Source organism: Streptomyces sp. NRRL S-1022, from assembly GCF_000720135.1.
Lineage (GTDB): Bacteria > Actinomycetota > Actinomycetes > Streptomycetales > Streptomycetaceae > Streptomyces.
The window spans coordinates 218,865-235,566 of the sequence record NZ_JOIU01000019.1 but is presented as its reverse complement, the minus strand read 5'-3'; the positions used below and the strand labels follow the sequence as shown (position 1 = coordinate 235,566).

General features: G+C 71.9%; 12 protein-coding genes. 7 read left to right on the top strand and 5 right to left on the bottom strand.

Annotated elements, in window-relative coordinates; genetic code table 11:
* The first annotated feature begins 75 nt into the window (after positions 1–75).
* Complete coding sequence (locus IG05_RS0126945) at positions 76–3,090, top strand: glycoside hydrolase family 3 protein (RefSeq protein WP_030346584.1); 3,015 nt, start codon at positions 76–78, stop codon at positions 3,088–3,090.
* A gap of 53 nt (positions 3,091–3,143) precedes the next feature.
* The gene (locus IG05_RS0126940) at positions 3,144–4,499 is read left to right on the top strand and encodes a hypothetical protein (protein ID WP_030346583.1); all 1,356 of its coding nucleotides are present in this window, start codon (positions 3,144–3,146) and stop codon (positions 4,497–4,499) included.
* A gap of 4 nt (positions 4,500–4,503) precedes the next feature.
* On the opposite strand, the gene IG05_RS0126935 is transcribed toward IG05_RS0126940, so the two are convergent.
* From IG05_RS0126935 to IG05_RS0126925, 3 genes are all read right to left on the bottom strand, one after another.
* On the bottom strand, positions 4,504–4,737 hold the full coding sequence (locus tag IG05_RS0126935) for a hypothetical protein (protein ID WP_030346582.1): 234 nt from the start codon (positions 4,735–4,737) through the stop codon (positions 4,504–4,506).
* Between the two features lie 100 nt (positions 4,738–4,837).
* Positions 4,838–5,080: a DUF397 domain-containing protein gene (locus IG05_RS0126930; protein WP_030346581.1), complete on the bottom strand. Its 243-nt coding sequence runs from the start codon at positions 5,078–5,080 to the stop codon at positions 4,838–4,840.
* Complete coding sequence (locus IG05_RS0126925; protein WP_030346579.1) at positions 5,077–5,898, bottom strand: helix-turn-helix domain-containing protein; 822 nt, start codon at positions 5,896–5,898, stop codon at positions 5,077–5,079. The genes IG05_RS0126930 and IG05_RS0126925 overlap by 4 nt, the downstream gene beginning before the upstream one ends.
* Before the next feature lie 112 nt (positions 5,899–6,010).
* Here IG05_RS0126925 and IG05_RS0126920 point away from each other — a divergent pair, with 112 nt between their 5' ends.
* Positions 6,011–6,445 (top strand): ATP-binding protein, encoded by a 435-nt coding sequence (locus tag IG05_RS0126920; protein WP_030346578.1) that lies wholly within the window; start codon positions 6,011–6,013, stop codon positions 6,443–6,445.
* A 1,409-nt stretch (positions 6,446–7,854) separates the two neighbouring features.
* On the opposite strand, the gene IG05_RS0126915 is transcribed toward IG05_RS0126920, so the two are convergent.
* Positions 7,855–8,460 (bottom strand): YceI family protein, encoded by a 606-nt coding sequence (locus tag IG05_RS0126915; protein WP_030346577.1) that lies wholly within the window; start codon positions 8,458–8,460, stop codon positions 7,855–7,857.
* Between the two features lie 243 nt (positions 8,461–8,703).
* Here IG05_RS0126915 and IG05_RS0126910 point away from each other — a divergent pair, with 243 nt between their 5' ends.
* The 4 genes from IG05_RS0126910 to IG05_RS0126895 all read left to right on the top strand — a co-directional run bounded on the left by IG05_RS0126910 (position 8,704) and on the right by IG05_RS0126895 (position 13,527).
* The gene (locus tag IG05_RS0126910; RefSeq protein WP_030346576.1) at positions 8,704–9,210 is read left to right on the top strand and encodes a hypothetical protein; all 507 of its coding nucleotides are present in this window, start codon (positions 8,704–8,706) and stop codon (positions 9,208–9,210) included.
* A gap of 36 nt (positions 9,211–9,246) precedes the next feature.
* Positions 9,247–11,550: a polysaccharide lyase 8 family protein gene (locus IG05_RS0126905; RefSeq protein ID WP_030346575.1), complete on the top strand. Its 2,304-nt coding sequence runs from the start codon at positions 9,247–9,249 to the stop codon at positions 11,548–11,550.
* A gap of 154 nt (positions 11,551–11,704) precedes the next feature.
* Positions 11,705–13,300, top strand: a complete 1,596-nt coding sequence (locus IG05_RS0126900; RefSeq protein ID WP_030346573.1) for an acyl-CoA carboxylase subunit beta — start codon at positions 11,705–11,707, stop codon at positions 13,298–13,300.
* Between the two features lie 35 nt (positions 13,301–13,335).
* On the top strand, positions 13,336–13,527 hold the full coding sequence (locus IG05_RS0126895; RefSeq protein WP_030346572.1) for an acyl-CoA carboxylase subunit epsilon: 192 nt from the start codon (positions 13,336–13,338) through the stop codon (positions 13,525–13,527).
* A 60-nt stretch (positions 13,528–13,587) separates the two neighbouring features.
* Here IG05_RS0126895 and IG05_RS0126890 read toward each other — a convergent pair whose 3' ends face one another.
* Positions 13,588–16,668, bottom strand: coding sequence for an NACHT domain-containing protein (locus IG05_RS0126890; RefSeq protein ID WP_030346571.1), 3,081 nt, complete (start codon positions 16,666–16,668; stop codon positions 13,588–13,590).
* Positions 16,669–16,702 lie beyond the last annotated feature (34 nt).

Sequence of the window (16,702 nt, the reverse complement as noted above, 5' to 3'; positions counted from 1 at the left end):
CGGGGGTGTGTGGCCCTAGTTAACTCACGGCGTGAGCTAAGTCCTGAGTGAACCACGAGAGCCGAGGGAAGGTCCATGCGCAGAACCGCCCTGCTCGCCTCCGCCGCACTCCTCGCCGGTCTGCTGCCCTGGGCGGCGACCGCGCGAGCCGCCGACGAGCCCGCTCCTGTCCGGGTCGACCGCTTCGAGGGCGAGGTGCCCTTCGCCTCCCAGCCCGCCGAGGGCATCTTCACCTGGGGCGGCGACTCCGACGACCCGCCCACGCTCCGCCTCGCCGACCGCGCCGACGCCCCCGAGGGCGGCAAGGTCCTGGCCGGCACCTACGACATCAGCGGGTACGGCGGCTTCACCCACGACTTCGCCGCCACCGCGCCCGCCCACGACTGGTCCGGCCACCAGGGCATCCGCTTGTGGTGGGACGGCCGGAACAACGGCCGGAAGATCGCCTTCGAGATCAAGGACGGCGGGGCGAACGGGGAGGCGTCCGAACTCTGGACCACCTCCTTCACCGACGACTTCACCGGCTGGAAGCGGATCGAGCTCCCCTTCACCGACTTCGCCTACCGCACCGACTACCAGCCCGTCGGCGGCATCGACCACGTCCTCGGCCTCAAGGAGATGTGGGGCTACGCCCTCACCCTCCCGGCCGGCACCAAGGGCGACTTCGCCCTGGACGACGTGGAGCTGTACGGCAGGGCCGACCAGGCGCTGCGGGCCTCCGTCACCACCGACGCCCCCGTCCACCCCGTGGAGCAGGGGCGGACGGCCAGGGTGAAGGTCACCGTGGCCACCACCGGCGACCAGCCCCTCACCGACCCGGTCACCGTCACCTACGCCACGGCGGACGGCACCGCGACCCCCGGCACGGACTACACCCCCGTCTCCGGCACCCTCACCTTCCCGGCCGGCACCGCCTCCGGCACCGCACGGACCGTCGAGGTGCCCACCCGCCGGGACCGGGCGGCCGAACCCGCCGAGACGATCCCCCTCAAGCTCACGGTCACCGGAGCGAAGGCCCCCGCCGAGACCCCGCAGATCGTGATCGACGCGCACGGACTGCCGTACCTGAACGCCAAGTTGCCGGTGCGCAAGCGGGTCGCCGACCTGCTGAGCCGGATGTCCCTGGCCGAGAAGGCCGGCCAGATGACCCAGGCCGAGCGCGGAGCCGTCGGCCAGGGAGCCGACATCGCCGCCTACGGCCTCGGCTCCCTGCTCTCCGGCGGCGGCTCGACACCCACGCCCAACACCCCCGGGGCCTGGGCGAAGATGATCGACGCCTTCCAGCTGCGCACCCGGGCCACGCGCTTCCAGATCCCGCTCGTCTACGGCGTCGACGCCGTCCACGGCCACAACAACCTCTCCGGCGCCACCGTCATGCCGCACAACGTGGGCATCGGCGCGACCCGCGATCCCCGACTCGCCCATGAGACAGGCGCGGTGACGGCCGCCGAGGTCCGCGCGACCGGCGTCCCCTGGGACTTCGCGCCCTGCCTGTGCGTGAGCCGTGACGAACGCTGGGGCCGCTCCTACGAGTCCTTCGGCGAGGACCCGGCACTCGTGGAGTCCATGGAGACCGTGATCCAGGGCCTCCAGGGCCGCGCGAACGGCGAGGACCTGGCGCGCGGCGACAAGGTGCTCGCCACGGCCAAGCACTTCGTGGGCGACGGCGGCACCGCGTACGGCTCCTCGACCACCGGCACGTACACCACCGACCAGGGCGTCACCACCGTCACCCGCGAGCAGCTTCAGGACATCCACCTGGCGCCGTACCGCGAGGCCGTCGACCGGGGCATCGCCACGGTCATGCCGTCGTACTCCTCCCTGGACATCACCGGCGACGGCAAGGGCGCGGTGAAGATGCACGCCCGCGGCGACATGATCAACGGCGTGCTCAAGGGCCGCATGGGCTTCGACGGGTTCGTCATCAGCGACTGGAACGCCATCGACCAGCTCCCCGGCGACTACGCGTCCCACGTCCGCACCTCCGTCGAGGCGGGCGTCGACATGATGATGGTGCCGTACACCTACAAGGAGTTCAGCACCGCGCTCGCCGACGAGGTGAAGGCCGGCCGGATCAGCGGGAAGCGGATCGACGACGCTGTCTCCCGCATCCTCACCCAGAAGTTCCGGCTCGGCCTCTTCGAGCACCCGTACGCCGACACCGGCGGTGCCGCCGCCATCGGCTCCCGCGCCCACCGGGAGGTCGCCCGCCGGGCCGCCGCCGAGTCGCAGGTGCTGCTGAAGAACGCGGGCGGGCTGCTGCCGCTGAAGAAGAGCGAGAAGGTGTACGTCGCCGGGTCCAACGCCGACGACATCGGCAACCAGACCGGCGGCTGGACCCTCACCTGGCAGGGCGCCTCCGGCAACACCGTCCCCGGCACGACGATCCTGGACGGCCTGCGGAAGGCGGGCGGGGACGTCACCTACTCGAAGGACGCCTCTGCTCCCACCGGCGGCTACGACGCCGGCGTGGTCGTGGTCGGCGAGACCCCGTACGCCGAGGGCGTCGGCGACGTCGGCAACGGCCACTCGCTGTCGCTGTCCGCAGCCGACCAGGCCGCCGTCGACAAGGTCTGCGCGGCCATGAAGTGCGCGGTCCTGATCGTCTCGGGCCGCCCGCAGCTGGTCGGCGACCGGCTGGACGGGATCGACGCCCTCGTCGCCTCCTGGCTGCCCGGCACCGAGGGCGAGGGCGTCGCCGACGTTCTCTACGGCAAGCGCCCCTTCACCGGACAGCTCCCGGTCACCTGGCCCCGCTCGCAGGCCCAGCTGCCGATCAACGTGGGCGACGCGTCGTACGACCCGCAGTTCCCCTACGGCTGGGGCCTGACCACCCTCGCCCCGGCCCCGAAGGGCGGTACGGCCACCCTGCGCGACCTCGCCGCCCGGGCCGCGGCGGCCGAGCGGCACCGCGACGACCGCACCGGACGCGCGCTGGTCACCCGGGCACGGCTGCTCGTCCAGCAGCAGACGGGCGGCCACCTCACCCAGGCGGTGTCGGGGCCCTTCGCCGACGCCGACCACCTGCTGCTGACCGGCCGGTACGCGAAGGCGGTGGAGAAGCTGGCGCAGGCGTACCGGGCGGCCTGACCCCGGCGCCGGATGAACGACCGGTTTGGGGAGGTTTCGGGTAGTTTCAAGGTATGAAGGCCGTGCCGCGGACCCGAAGCCTCCCCGCCCTGCTCCTGGCCGTCCTGGCCCTGGTGCTGGCCACCCTGTGCCCGACCGGGGCGAGCGCCGACACCAGCGTCTCCGCGGTCGCCCGCGCCCTGCGCCAGAGCCCCGTCTACGTCGACCCGGCGGCCCGGGACCAGCTGTCCGCCGCGGACGCCGACACGCTCGCCACCCGGATCAAGGACGCCGGCAAACCCCTGTTCATCGCCGTCCTCCCGGCCGGATACCCCACCACGAACCTCTTCGCCGACCTGCGCTCGGCGACCGGCGTCACCGGCCTGTACGGCATCCGCCTCGGCGACCGCTTCGACGCCCGCGCCGACTCCTCCGTCATGCCGGCCACGGCCCGGCAGAACCTGGTCCGCAGCGTCCAGGGCGAGGACGCCAAGTCCCAGCTGGCCGACTTCACCGACCGCGCCCTCGTCAACATGGGCGGCCACGCCCCGCGCAGCTGGGGCGGCTCGGTCGGCGACGGCGGCATGTCCGGCACGGCGCTGATCACGACGGCCGCCGTCCTGGTGGCCGCCGGAGCGGGCGCCTACGCGCTGGTCCGCCGCACCCGCAAGCGCCGCGAGCAGGAACAGCGGGCGGCCCTGGAGCGGCTGCGGGTGGTCGTCGACGAGGACATCACCGCGTTCGGCGAGGAACTCGACCGCCTCGACTTCCACCCCTCGGAAGCGGGCGCCGACGACGCGATGCGCGCCGACTACGAGCGGGCCCTGGACGCCTACGAGACCGCCAAGCAGCGGATGGGCGCGGCGCACAGACCGGAGGACGTGCGGACGGTCACCGAGGCACTGGAGGACGGCCGCTTCTCCCTCGCCCAGCTCGCCGCCCGCCGCGAACACCGCCCGCTCCCGGAACGCCGGCCACCGTGCTTCTTCGACCCGCGCCACGGCCCCTCGGTCTCCGACGCCACCTGGACCCCGCCCGGCGGCGCCCCGCGCCAGGTCCCCGTCTGCGCCGCCGACGCCACCCGCCTGGCCGACGGCCGCGACCCCGTCGTCCGCGAGGTCGACACCGACTACGGCCGCCGCCCCTACTGGGACGCGGGCCCCGCCTACGGCCCCTGGGCCGGCGGCTACTTCGGCGGCGGCCTCCTCCCCGGCCTCCTCGTCGGCACCATGCTGGGCGGCCTGATGGCCACTCCTGCGTACGGCGCCGACTACGGGACCGGGTACGGCGACTTCGGCGGCGGCGGATACGAGGGCGGCGACGTCTCCGGCACCGACTTCGACCCCGGCGACTTCGGCGGCGGCTTCGGCGACGGCGGCGGCTTCGACGGCGGGGGCGACGGCGGAGGGGACTTCGGCGGCGGCTTCTGAGCGGTCACTTCCCGTGCCGCCGGACGATCTTCCGCCGGGAGGCGTACCGCTCCCCGGCGGCATGCCACCAGCCCGGCGGCGAGGGCCCGGCCACGAGCGAGGCCGGCTGCCCGGGATGCAGCCCGAGCCGCCACAGCGCGACGGCGCCGACGTTCACCACGATCGTGCCGTGCCAGTGCCCGTCGTCGCCCCTGCGGCACATCAGGTCGAACCGCAGCTCCGTCTCCGCGAACGGCATCCAGTCGATGCCGCGCTCACGCAGTCAACCGAGCAGTTCCCGCATGGGGTTCGGCCGCCCCGGCACGTTCTCGTACGAGGCGATGGGGACCCATTCCGTTTCAGCGGGCGATGCCGTCAAGGAACTCGCTCCAGGTGACGGGGGAGAGGGTGAGGGTGGGGCCGGCGGGGGTCTTGGAGTCACGGATGTGGATGGTGGAGGCGGTGGTGGCTACTTCCAGGCAGTTGCCGCCTTCGCTGCCGCTGTGGCTGGACTTGCGCCAGGTGTAGGCGAGTTCGAGGCAGTCGCCGCCCTCACTGCCGCTGTAGCTGGACTTGAACCACGCCAGTGCTGCGGTGTTCATGACTCTCCTAGCAGTCCCGTCAGGAAGCGCTCGCGCTCGTCGCAGGAGAGCGCCTGAGTCCGCAGCATCCCATACTTGTGGTGGTAGTCGCTGACCTCTTCTGGGTCATCGATGAGGAAGCTGGCGCGCTGAACTTCCAGGTAGACGAGTCGTTCGTGTTCCGGAGTCTCCAAGAGCACCATGGGTCCGTCGAGGGCTGCGTGAGGAGTCGGATGCGTCGGCATGATCTGGAAGCTCATGTGCGCCGGGGTGGTGTACTCCAGGATCTGCCGAAACTGCTCACGTATGACGTCCGGCCCACCTACCGGCCGCCGCAAGATGCCTTCCTCCATGATGAAGTGCCCCACGGGAGGCCTCTCCCGCTGCCAGATCAGCTGCCGTTCCATGCGGGCCTGAACCCACTGTTCAGCCGTCTCGGTCCCCAGCGCCGGGTAGCGATAGTTGAACACTGCGCGGCAGTACTCGGGAGTCTGCAGCAGCCCGGGAACCGCCAGGCTCTGGTACGACAGGATCCCGACCGCCTCCTGCTCGTGATCGATGAGCCCCTGCGCGAACTGCACGATCCGATCCCGTACCGGCAGCTTGGCGACGACCACCGTTAACGCCCCGCCCGTGCCGAGGAGTTCATCGAACTGCTCGGCCCGGTCCGGCTGGAGGGCGAGCCTCCCCTGCTCGATGGAGCGCACCGTGTCCCCGGCGAGGTTCGCCGCCTCCGCGAACTGTTCCTGCGTGAGACGCGCCTTCTTCCGGAAGTGCGCCACCAGCGCACCGACCGCGTACCACGAACCGACCTTCTTGGGCCTCGTCGCCACGTGCATGGCCGTACCTTTCCCCCGTACGCACCCGCAGCTCTCGTAGTGGACTCGTAGCGATGAGGACTACGACTTCACTCACTGACCCAGTGTAGTGACGCACAGTGACACTCGCGTCATGGACGAGGAACCCCAACACCCCCGGACGCGCCAGACGTTCTACCGCCGCGACCGCAGGTCGGTGCGGCTCGCGAGGGAGTTCGCACGGGAGACACTGACCGACTGGACCAGGACCGAGCGCAGCGACGAGCTGCTGTGCGTGAGCGAGTTGGCGACCAACGCCCTCGTCCACGGCGTCCCCGCCGGCTGCGGCTTCCACCCCCGACTGACGCTGCACGGGGACGGTGTCTTGAGGGTGGAGGTGCACGACAGCGGCCCGGGTGAGGTCCGCGCCCCGGAGACGTCCCCGGAAGCGGAACGCGGCCGGGGCCTGCTGCTGGTGGCGGCCTTGGCGGACAAGTGGGGGGTGGGGGAGCGGAACCCGGGGAAATTCGTGTGGTGCGAGTTCGCGGCGCGGGGGGAGGGGGTGACCGTTCCGGGTCGGCTGCGGTGACCCGGTGCGGTGGCGTGACCGTGGGGCCGCCCGCTTCTCGGCGATTGTCGTGCTTCCGCGAGCCGAGTCAAGGGCGCTACGCGTCGCCTGCGGCGATCGGCCTACGGCCGCCCCTTGACACGACTCGCTCCAGCACAAGGGAGAAGCGAGCGGGCGGCCCGGAAAGACGGTGGCCGGCGGGGTCGGCGACTTCCCGGCACTGTGACGGCACCGCCACCGGCCGGACGCGTCCGCGCCTCGCCCGCACGCCGGGTGGGCTAAGCGGCTTCCGGCTCGGTGGGTGTGGCGCGCTCGCGCCTCGCCTGCACGCCGAGACGGCTTGGCGGCTCCGGCCCGGCGGGTGAAAGGGGGGGTGGGGCAGTGGAGGCGGGCGGAAGGAGGGGCGACGGCGCCCCAACGGCCTCGCTGGTCAAGCGGGGACGACCCATCAGCCCCTCTGGTCACACGGCTGAGGTGATTGGCGGATTCGGGCCACTCCGCCGACCGGCACTGCCCGCTCACCTGGCCCATTGCCGCCAGTCCCGACAGTTGCTTGCCAATGACGGTGGGAGGGGCGATCTCCCGAAGGGAGGTTGCTGGACTGCCCTCACCGGACGGCCCAAGCGCGCCCACGACGGCCCTCCGGGCCCCATCCCCCGGCCGCTCGCCGCCAAGCCCACCCGGCGTGCTGGCGAGGTGCGACCGCGCACCCCGCCCACCGGGCGTTCGCCGCCAATCTCACCCGGCGTGCTGGGGAGGTGCGACCGCGCCCCACCCTCCGGGCGGGGAGCCGCCAAGCCCGCCCGGCGTGCCGGCGAGGTGCGATCGCGCACCCCGCCCACCGGGCGTTCGTCGCCAGTCTCGCCCGGCGTGCCGGCGAGGTGCGACCGCGCACCCCGCCCACCGGCCGCTCGCCGCCAATCTCGCCCGGCGTGCTGGCGAGGCGCGACCGCGCACCCCGCCCCCCGGGCGTTCGCCCCCAATCGCGCCCGGCATCCATGCCAGGCGCGACCGCGCCCCACCCTCCGGGTGGGGAGCCGCTTAGCCCGCCCGGCGTGCCGGCGAGGTGCGACCGCGCCCCACCCTCCGGGCCGGAAGTCGCTTAGCCGACCCGGCGTCCTTGCGAGGCGCGGCTGCGCACCCCCGCCGACGGTGCTGGGCGGCATGCCCGAGGGCCCGGTGCCGGGCTGGGCCACTGCTCTTTCGGGTCGCTCGCTCGCTTCTGATCCGGGCTGGAGCGGGCCGGGTCAAGGGTGGGCCGGAGGGCCATCGCCGAAGGCGACGCGCAGCGCCCTTGACGCGGACCGCGGAAGCACGACACTGGCCCAGAAGCGAGCGGCCCCACGGCCACTTGTCGCCGCCCGGGGGCTCGCCCACCCCCGGTCGCCCATCCCCACGGCCACCTGCCCCTGACGCCCCCCCCGAGCACCTCACGCCTGCTTGATGGCCGAGATGTCGAAGACCAGCTTGATCTTGTCGGAGACCAGGACGCCGCCCGTCTCCAGGGCCGCGTTCCAGGTCAGGCCCCACTCGGAGCGCAGGATCTCGGCCTTGCCCTCGAAGCCGACGCGCTGGTTGCCGAAGGGGTCCTGGGCGGAGCCGTTGAACTCCAGGTCGATGGTGAGCGGCTTGGTGACGCCGAGCAGGGAGAGGTCGCCGGTGATGCGGTAGTCGTCGCCGCCGAGGGACTCCGCCTTGGTGGAGCGGAACGTCATCGTCGGGAACTCGTCGATCTTGAAGAAGTCGGAGGACTTCAGGTGGCCGTCGCGGTCGGCGTTGCCGGTCTCGATGCTCGCCACCTGGACGTCGAGCGTGGCGGTGGACTTCGCGGGGTCGGCGCCGTCCAGGTGCAGCGTGCCGGTGAAGTCCTGGAAGCTGCCCTTGACGTTGGTGACCATGGCGTGCCGGGCGACGAAACCGATCGAGCTGTGGGCCGGGTCGATCGTGTAGTCGCCGGTCAGCGCGGTCAGATCGGGGGCGGCCGCGGCCTGCGCGGCGGGGGCGGGGGTGGTGTCCTTGCGGCTGAAGATGCCCATGACGTGCTCCTACGGATGACGAGTGCGGTACGAAACGGCTTGTTGAACGTTGAACGAACCCCGTGACTCAGAAGGTAGACCCATTCGGTTCAAAATTCAACATCATCCGCAACGTGTTCACATCCTTACCTGAAGTCACCACGCGCGGCACCCTGGCGCACGTCCCACGCACTCGGGCACCATCTGCCTGCACCACCTGCACAGCCGACCCCAGCAAGCATGGCCCACCGCAGGAAGGTCCCCATGAACCCGCTGAAGCCCCGCGCGCTCCTCACCGCGCTCGCCCTCGTCGTCGCCCCGGGCGTCGCCGTCCTCGGCACCGCGACCGACGCCTTCGCCGTCACCAAGATCAGTCACGCCACCGCCACCCAGATGTTCCGCGATGTCGGCATCACGTGGTCGTCCTCCGGCAACTGCTCCGACCGCTACAACTCCACCTGTACGTCCTTCGAGCAGCTCAACCTCGCCACCGCCCAGGGTGCCCAGACGCTCAAGCGGTCCAGCGGCTGCGCGCTCAACATCACCGGCGGCACCGAGACCGGCCACGCCTCCGGCACCTACTCCCACTGGAACGGCTACAAGCTCGACTACGGCAAGAACACGTGCGTGACGTCGTACATCAAGAACAACTTCGGCTACATCGGCCTCCGCGGCGACGGCGCCCCGCAGTACCAGTCCGGCTCCGGCAACATCTACGCCGACGAGGGCAGCCACTGGGACGTCCTCTACTACAACTGCGGCGGCTGCTGAGCCGGGAGCCGAGGAGAGAGGGCGGTGACCGGCCCCATGGGCATGACCCGACGCGCACTGCTGCTGGCCGCCGCCCTCGCCGCCACCGCGGCGCCGGGCGCCCGGGCGGCCGACGACCCGTACGACACCCTGCGCCGCCGCTGGCTCGGCATCTCCCTGGGCACGGGGTACGACCCGGCCGCCGAGCCGTACGCCTCCCGGCTCGCCCAACTCGGCGCGCGCGCAAGGGAATACCGGGAGAGCATGGTCCCCGCTCCCGCGTCGCTCTGGCCGGGGCACCCCTTCGACCCGCCCTCCGGCATCACCTTCAGCTACGGCCGGCTGTGGACCATGACCCAGGCCTACGTCCAGGCCGGCACGGGCACCACCGGCGACCCGGGCCTCCTCGCCGACGTCCTGCGCGGGCTCGACCACCTCTCGGCCACCGTCTACCACCCCGCCACCACCCGCTACGGCAACTGGTGGGAGTGGCAGATCGGCAGCCCCCGGCTGCTGACGGACATCACCGCCGCCCTGTACGAGCGCCTCGGCGCGGAGAGGATCGCCGCGGCCTGCGCGGCCGTCGACCACTTCGTGCCGGACGCCGTGCTCACCGACTACTCTGGCACCTCCACCGGTGCCAACCGCGTCGACCTGTGCCGCTCGGTCGCCCTGCGCGGCATCCTCGGCCGCAGCCCGCAGAAGATCACCCTCGCCCGCGACGCCCTCTCGCCCGTCTTCCCGTACGTCACGAAGGGCGACGGCCTCTACGCCGACGGCTCCTTCGTCCAGCACACCTGGGTCTCCTACTCGGGCACGTACGGCCAGGTCCTGCTCGACGGCCTCGGGCGGCTGTTCGCGCTGCTCGCCGGGTCGGCCTGGGAGATCACCGACCCCGCCCGGCAGAACGTCCTGGACAGCGTCGAGCACGCCTACGCCCCCCTGATCCACGACGGGCTGGTGGCGGACTGCGTCAACGGCCGCGCGATCAGCCGGGGTCACCAGCGCTCCGACGACCTGCACGTGCTGCGCAGCGACCACTACCACGGGCAGGCCCTGATCGCCGACATCGCCCTCCTCGCCGCCGGCGCGAGCGAGGCCGAGCGCGAGCGCTGGTACGGCCGTATCAAGGGCTGGATCCAACGGGACACCGTGGTACCGGTGCTGACGTCGGACCAGTTCGAGGTCGCCGATCTGGCACGGCTGCACGCCGTCGCGGCCTCGCCCGCGCCCGCCGCCCCCGAACCCCTCGGCCACCGCCTCTTCCCGGCCATGGACCGTGCCGTCCACCGCACCCCCCGGTTCACCGCCGCCCTCGCCATGGCCAGCGACCGCATCGCCCACTACGAGTGCGGCAACGGCGAGAACCCGCGCGGCTGGCACACCGGTTCGGGCATGCTCTCCTGGTGGCCGCGGGGCCGCGGCGACCAGTACACCGACTGGTACTGGCCCACCGTCGACTGGTACCGGCTGCCCGGCACCACCGTCTCGACCAAGCGGCTGCCCGACCGGGCCGGCGGCGAGTGGGGCGCGCCCAAGCCGGACGTGCGCTGGGTCGGCGGCACCACCGACGGCACGTACGCCGCGGTCGGCCAGCACCTCAAGGGCCTCGGCTCCACCCTTGAGGCCCGCAAGTCCTGGTTCTTCCTCGACGACGCCGTGGTCTGCCTGGGCGCCGGGATCAGCTGCGCCGACGGCGTGCCCGTCGAGACCGTCGTGGACAACCGCAACCTGGGCGAGAACGGCACCGAGACCTTCGTGCGCGCCGCACGCTGGGCCCACCTGGAGGGCCACGGCGGCTGGCTCCTGCCCTGCGGGGGCGAACTGCGCACCCTGCGCGAGGACCGCACCGGCGCCTGGTCCGACATCAACACCGCCGGCACCGACGAGCGGCGCACCCGGCGCTGGCAGACCCTCTGGCTCGACCACGGTACCGACCCGGCGGCCGCCGGCTACGCCTACGTCCTGCTGCCCGGCGCCTCCCGCGCGCGGACCGCCGCCCGGGCCGCCGACCGGCACTGGCTGTCCGTCCTCGCCAACGACACCACCGCCCAGGCCGTCGCCGTACCCCGCCTGGGCCTGACCGCGTGCACCTTCTGGCGGGCCGGTACGGTGGGGGACGTGGCCGCCTCGGCCGGCGCGAGCGTGCTCGTGGTCCGGCGGGGCCGTACGGCCACCCTCCACATCAGCGAGCCGCCCCGCAGCGGGGCTCCGCTGGAGCTGGTCTGGAACCATCCGGTGCGCGCGGTGATCCGGGCCGACGACAGCGTCCAGGTCCGGTCGGCTGACGGCCGTCTGAGGCTCCTTGTCACTCCGGGGATGGCATGTGCCACCCATGAATGTGAGGTGGCTCTCAGCTGATGACTTTGTCGCTCCCCTACAACGAGTCGGCCTCCTGAGCAGTCGGAACGGCTGCATGTCGCCACGGTTCTGTTCACTGGCACCAGGAAAACGGCCCGGAGACTGTACAGAGTCGACGGCTCGCTTTTCTTGATGTCCTTCGTAAGGTCGCTACATGACCGTTTTGGAAGAGACGACGGGTGAGCCGACCGGTGAGCCGACGGACGCACGCGGACGGGTCGCCGAACTGCACGAGATCCGTGCCCGGGCCGTGGCCGGCCCGAGCGGGAAGGCGACCGAGGCGCAGCACGCCAAGGGCAAGCTGACGGCGCGGGAGCGGATCGAGCTGCTCCTCGACCCCGGGTCCTTCCAGGAGGTCGAGCAGCTGCGCCGGCACCGGGCGACCGGCTTCGGCCTGGAGGCGAAGAAGCCGTACACCGACGGTGTCATCACCGGCTGGGGCACGGTCGAGGGCCGTACGGTCTTCGTCTACGCCCACGACTTCCGGATCTTCGGCGGCGCGCTGGGCGAGGCCCACGCCACCAAGATCCACAAGATCATGGACATGGCCATCGCGGCCGGGGCCCCGCTGGTGTCGCTGAACGACGGCGCGGGCGCCCGCATCCAGGAGGGCGTCTCGGCCCTCGCCGGCTACGGCGGCATCTTCCAGCGCAACACCAAGGCGTCCGGTGTCATCCCGCAGATCTCGGTGATGCTCGGCCCGTGCGCGGGCGGCGCGGCCTACAGTCCCGCCCTCACGGACTTCGTCTTCATGGTCCGTGAGACCTCCCAGATGTTCATCACCGGCCCCGACGTGGTCAAGGCCGTGACGGGCGAGGAGATCACCCAGAACGGCCTGGGCGGCGCCGACGTCCACGCGGAGACCTCCGGCGTCTGCCACTTCGCGTACGACGACGAGGAGACGTGCATCGCCGAGGTGCGCTACCTCCTCTCGCTGCTCCCGCAGAACAACCGCGAGAACCCGCCGCGGGCCGAGTCCACGGACCCGGTCGACCGCCGCAGCGACGTGCTGCTGGACCTGGTCCCCGCGGACGGCAACCGGCCGTACGACATGGCCAAGGTCATCGAGGAGATCGTCGACGACGGCGAGTACCTGGAGGTCCACGAGCGCTGGGCGCGCAACATCATCTGCGCCCTGGCCCGGCTGGACGGCCAGGTCGTCGGCATCATCGCCAACCAGCCGCAGGTGCTGGCGGGCGTGCTGGACATCGAGGCCTCGGAAAAAGCTGCGCGCTTTGTCCAGATGTGTGACGCTTTCAACATCCCGATCGTCACCTTCCTGGACGTCCCCGGGTTCCTCCCCGGTGTCGACCAGGAGCACGGCGGAATCATCCGCCACGGCGCGAAGCTGCTGTACGCCTACTGCAACGCGACCGTGCCGAGGATCTCGCTCATCCTGCGCAAGGCGTACGGAGGTGCCTACATCGTCATGGACTCCCAGTCGATCGGCGCCGACCTCACCTACGCCTGGCCGACGAACGAGATCGCCGTCATGGGCGCGGAGGGCGCGGCCAACGTCATCTTCCGCCGGCAGATCGCCGACGCCGAGGACCCCGAGGCCATGCGGCAGAAGATGGTCAAGGAGTACAAGGCCGAGCTGATGCACCCGTACTACGCGGCCGAGCGGGGCCTGGTCGACGACGTGATCGACCCCGCCGAGACCCGCGAGGTGCTCGTGAAGTCCCTGGCGATGCTGCACACCAAGCACGCCGACCTGCCTTCCCGCAAGCACGGCAACCCCCCGCAGTAACCCAGCGGACACCTCTCTCACGGAGACTGACACCCATGAGCACTCCTGACATCCGCGTCGAGAAGGGCCACGCCGAGCCCGAGGAAGTCGCCGCCATCACGGCCATCCTCATGGCCCGCGCCGCCGCCCGCCCCGAGCCTTCGGCGACCCACCGGATCCGCGCGAAGGCAGGCTGGCGCCGCCTGGAGCGCGAGCCCGGCTTCCGGGCCCCGCACAGCTGGCACTGAGGTCCAGCGCTTGACCTACGGCCCCGCCACTCCGTTCGGGAGGGCGGGGCTGCGGTGTGCTCAGGTCGAAGTCACGGTGACGCCTGCGAGGTCGGGGGCGGCGACGGGGCCTTCAGGGGTCTCGCACTCACGTAGCTCCAGCCTCCTCAGGCGGGTCAGCGTGCGCATGCCGTCGAGGCCGTCCCGCAGGAGGCAGCGGGTCAGTCTGAGGAGGCTGAGTTCTGGGCAGGCCGAAACCAGGCGGCGGGGCAGGTCCCGAGTCTCGAAGTCGTGGAGCAGCAGGCCACGCAACCTGGCCAGAGGGGCGAGTTCGGGCAGGTCGCTGCGGACTACACCGAAGAGGTGCAAGTACTCGACGCCGCTGAACCGGCTCAGGAAGCCCAGCCCGGTTCCCGCTGTGACGTGGGTGAGGGCCAGCGAGGACAGCTGCGGCAGGACCGGGAAACCGTCAACGGCATCGGGGTCCGACAGAGGTAGCTGCAGCAGTTGCAGGGCGGGCAGGGCGGCCAGAGCTTCCGGATGCCGGATCGACGCTTCACCGACCAGCTGGAAGAACTCCAGCTCAGGATGCTCCTTCAGCGCAGACAGGTCAGCTGTGTCGCGGACGCTGCACGCGACTTCGCGGAGCGGGGGGAATGCACTGAGAGCGGACAGGTCCTGGAGGGGGAACTTGATCCACAGCGAGGTCAGCGATCTGAACCGTACCGCCGCCTGCAGCTGGGCCGAGTGCGTGAGCACCACCGAATGCTGCTCCAGCGGAAGCCCGCTCATCACCCGATCGGCGTAAGCGTCCGCGTCGAAATACGCCCACGCGTCGATGAGCGCGGACACCACGTCCCGACGACCGTCCTGCGCGTAGCCCTCCAGCAGACCCAGGGCCTGCTCCCCGCCGATCAGCGCCACCGTCCGTACCGTCTGTACCGCCGCCTTCGACGACAGCTCGGCCAGTGACCGCGGCAGCCTGCGCAGCAGACCCGTGCCGACCGCCGCCAGCGCCGGCGGGTCCGTCTGCCGGCGCGGCGGCAGCAGCGCGGACACCGCCTCCTCCAGGCGCCCGGCCAGCCCCTCGGAGGCCTCCGGCACCGTCTCCTGGCAGGCCGCCGCCAGCAGCCGCAGCTTCCTGCCGTACCGGGGCTCCTCCCGGGCCCGGTCCAGGATGCCGCCCAGCAGTTCCTCCCGCTGGGGGCGGTTCGCGTGGCCCGCCGCCATGACGATGGTCTCGCGCCACAGGTCCAGGTGGGCCCGCTCGACCAGGTTGCCGATGCGGTCCTCCTCCGTCGCCTCCTCGGCGGCCAGGTACTCCTGGAAGGTGCGGTGGACGAAGTCCAGGCGGCCCTCGGCGGGGGAGCGCAGGATCCCCGAGCGGTCCCGCAGCTGTTCCAGGACCGTGCCGCCGTCCTGTTCGTCCAGGTGCCGCATGCCCGCGAGCCGCCTGCCGACGTGCACGGCCGCCTGCTCCAGCCCGATCTCGCTGCGGTTGTTGTCGGACAGCCGCCACGCCAGGTCCCGGAGCAGCACCAGCTTGTCGTTGAGGCTCAGCCGGCCGTCCATCGCGCTCGGCACGTTCCGGTCCGCGTCCCGTTCGTGGACCAGCGCGTGCAGGGCGTTGCGGTACAGCTCCATCCGGTCCCGCGGGAGCCGGCTGCCCCGGTTCAGGTGCATCGCGCACAGCATGGCCGCGAGCAACGGCGTACCCGCGAGGGACTGGAGGTGCGGGCGGTCCTTCAGGCTGGTCAGCAACGACTGCTCGTAGCGCGGGAGTTCCTCCACCGCGCACGGGAGGTCGTCGTCCAGCTCCCGTACCGCCCGGTGCCACTGCCGTACGAAAGCCGCCAGGTCCGGCGGCGCCATGCGGTCCAGGTGGAGCGCGGTGAACCCCTCGCGCCGCAACCAGTCGGCACGCGCCGCCGCCGGACGCGAGGTGACGACGACGCGGACATCGCCGTACGCCGCCAGCAGCCGGCGCAGCCACTCCCGCACGCCCCGCCGCTCGCCGTCCAGCAGTTCATCGACGCCGTCGATCAGCAGCAGGGCGTTGCCGTCGGCGAGCCTGCGTTCGACCCAGGCCTTCGGCATCACCCCGGTGATCTGGCCGGCCACCGAGTCCAGCATCGCCTCGGGCCTCGGCAGCTCCCGGCCGCTGTACTCGCGCAGCTTCACCAACACCGGTGTCAGGCCGTTCCAGTCGGCCAGCTCGCCGGTGAACGCGCCGCGCGCCGCCGTCACCGCCAGCCAGCGCAGCAGCGTCGTCTTGCCCGAACCCGCCTCGCCGCGCAGCAGCACGCGGGTGGCTCCGCCCAGGGCCGCCTCCGCCCGCATGCCGGCGCTCTCACCGCCGGGCTCCTCCCAGTCGCTCATGTCGGGCCGCAGCACCGGCAGGGAGCGGGCCGGGCCGCGCCGGCTGCCGTCGTCACCCGTGGCGCGCAGGCTGACGTACGCCACCGACAGCCGTACCTGCGCGCCCGCCCGGTCCGACGTGCGCCGGAACAGCTCCACCTCGTCCAGGGTCGTGCTGAGCAGCTCCAGGTAGCGGCGCCGGAAGTCGCCGTCCCGGTCCGTCCCCTCGGGGGCGAACAGGGACCGGTCGGGCAGCCGCTCCAGCACCCGCGCGATCTCCGCGCCCAGGGACGTCGTACGGCCCAGCAGTTCGGTCAGCGCGCGTTCCTCGAAGACCGGCAGTCCCTGCACGATGCGCACGTAGTACTCGACGCACTCCGCGAACAGCACCTCGAACAGCCGGCTCTCCGCCTCGCCGAGCCCCGCGGGCGGCGCCACGGCTTCCGTCACCCGCCGCACGATCTGCGCCGGACTCACGTCCGCGGCCAGCACCGCCTCGTCCGACAGGTCCGCCGCCGCGAACGTGTCGCACACCGCGTCGACCACGGCCTGCCGGCCGCTCTCCTCCAGGCCGGGGAACTCCCGCTCCAGGAACGGCGCCAGCCGGTCGTACACCGCGTCCGCCATCTCCTCGAACTGCCGCTGCACGCCCCGCTGGAAGCGGAGCCCCGACACCCGCAGCCGGATCAGCTCGGCCATGTCCATGCGGCGTTCCTGCTCCCGCCGCCTGCCCCCGAGCCACATCTGGGCCGCGGCCTTCGCCACGGTCGACCCCAGCCGTAACGCAGCCGCTTCGGCGACCATCGCCACCCCCTCCCGTGCGTCGTCCAGTGTGGCA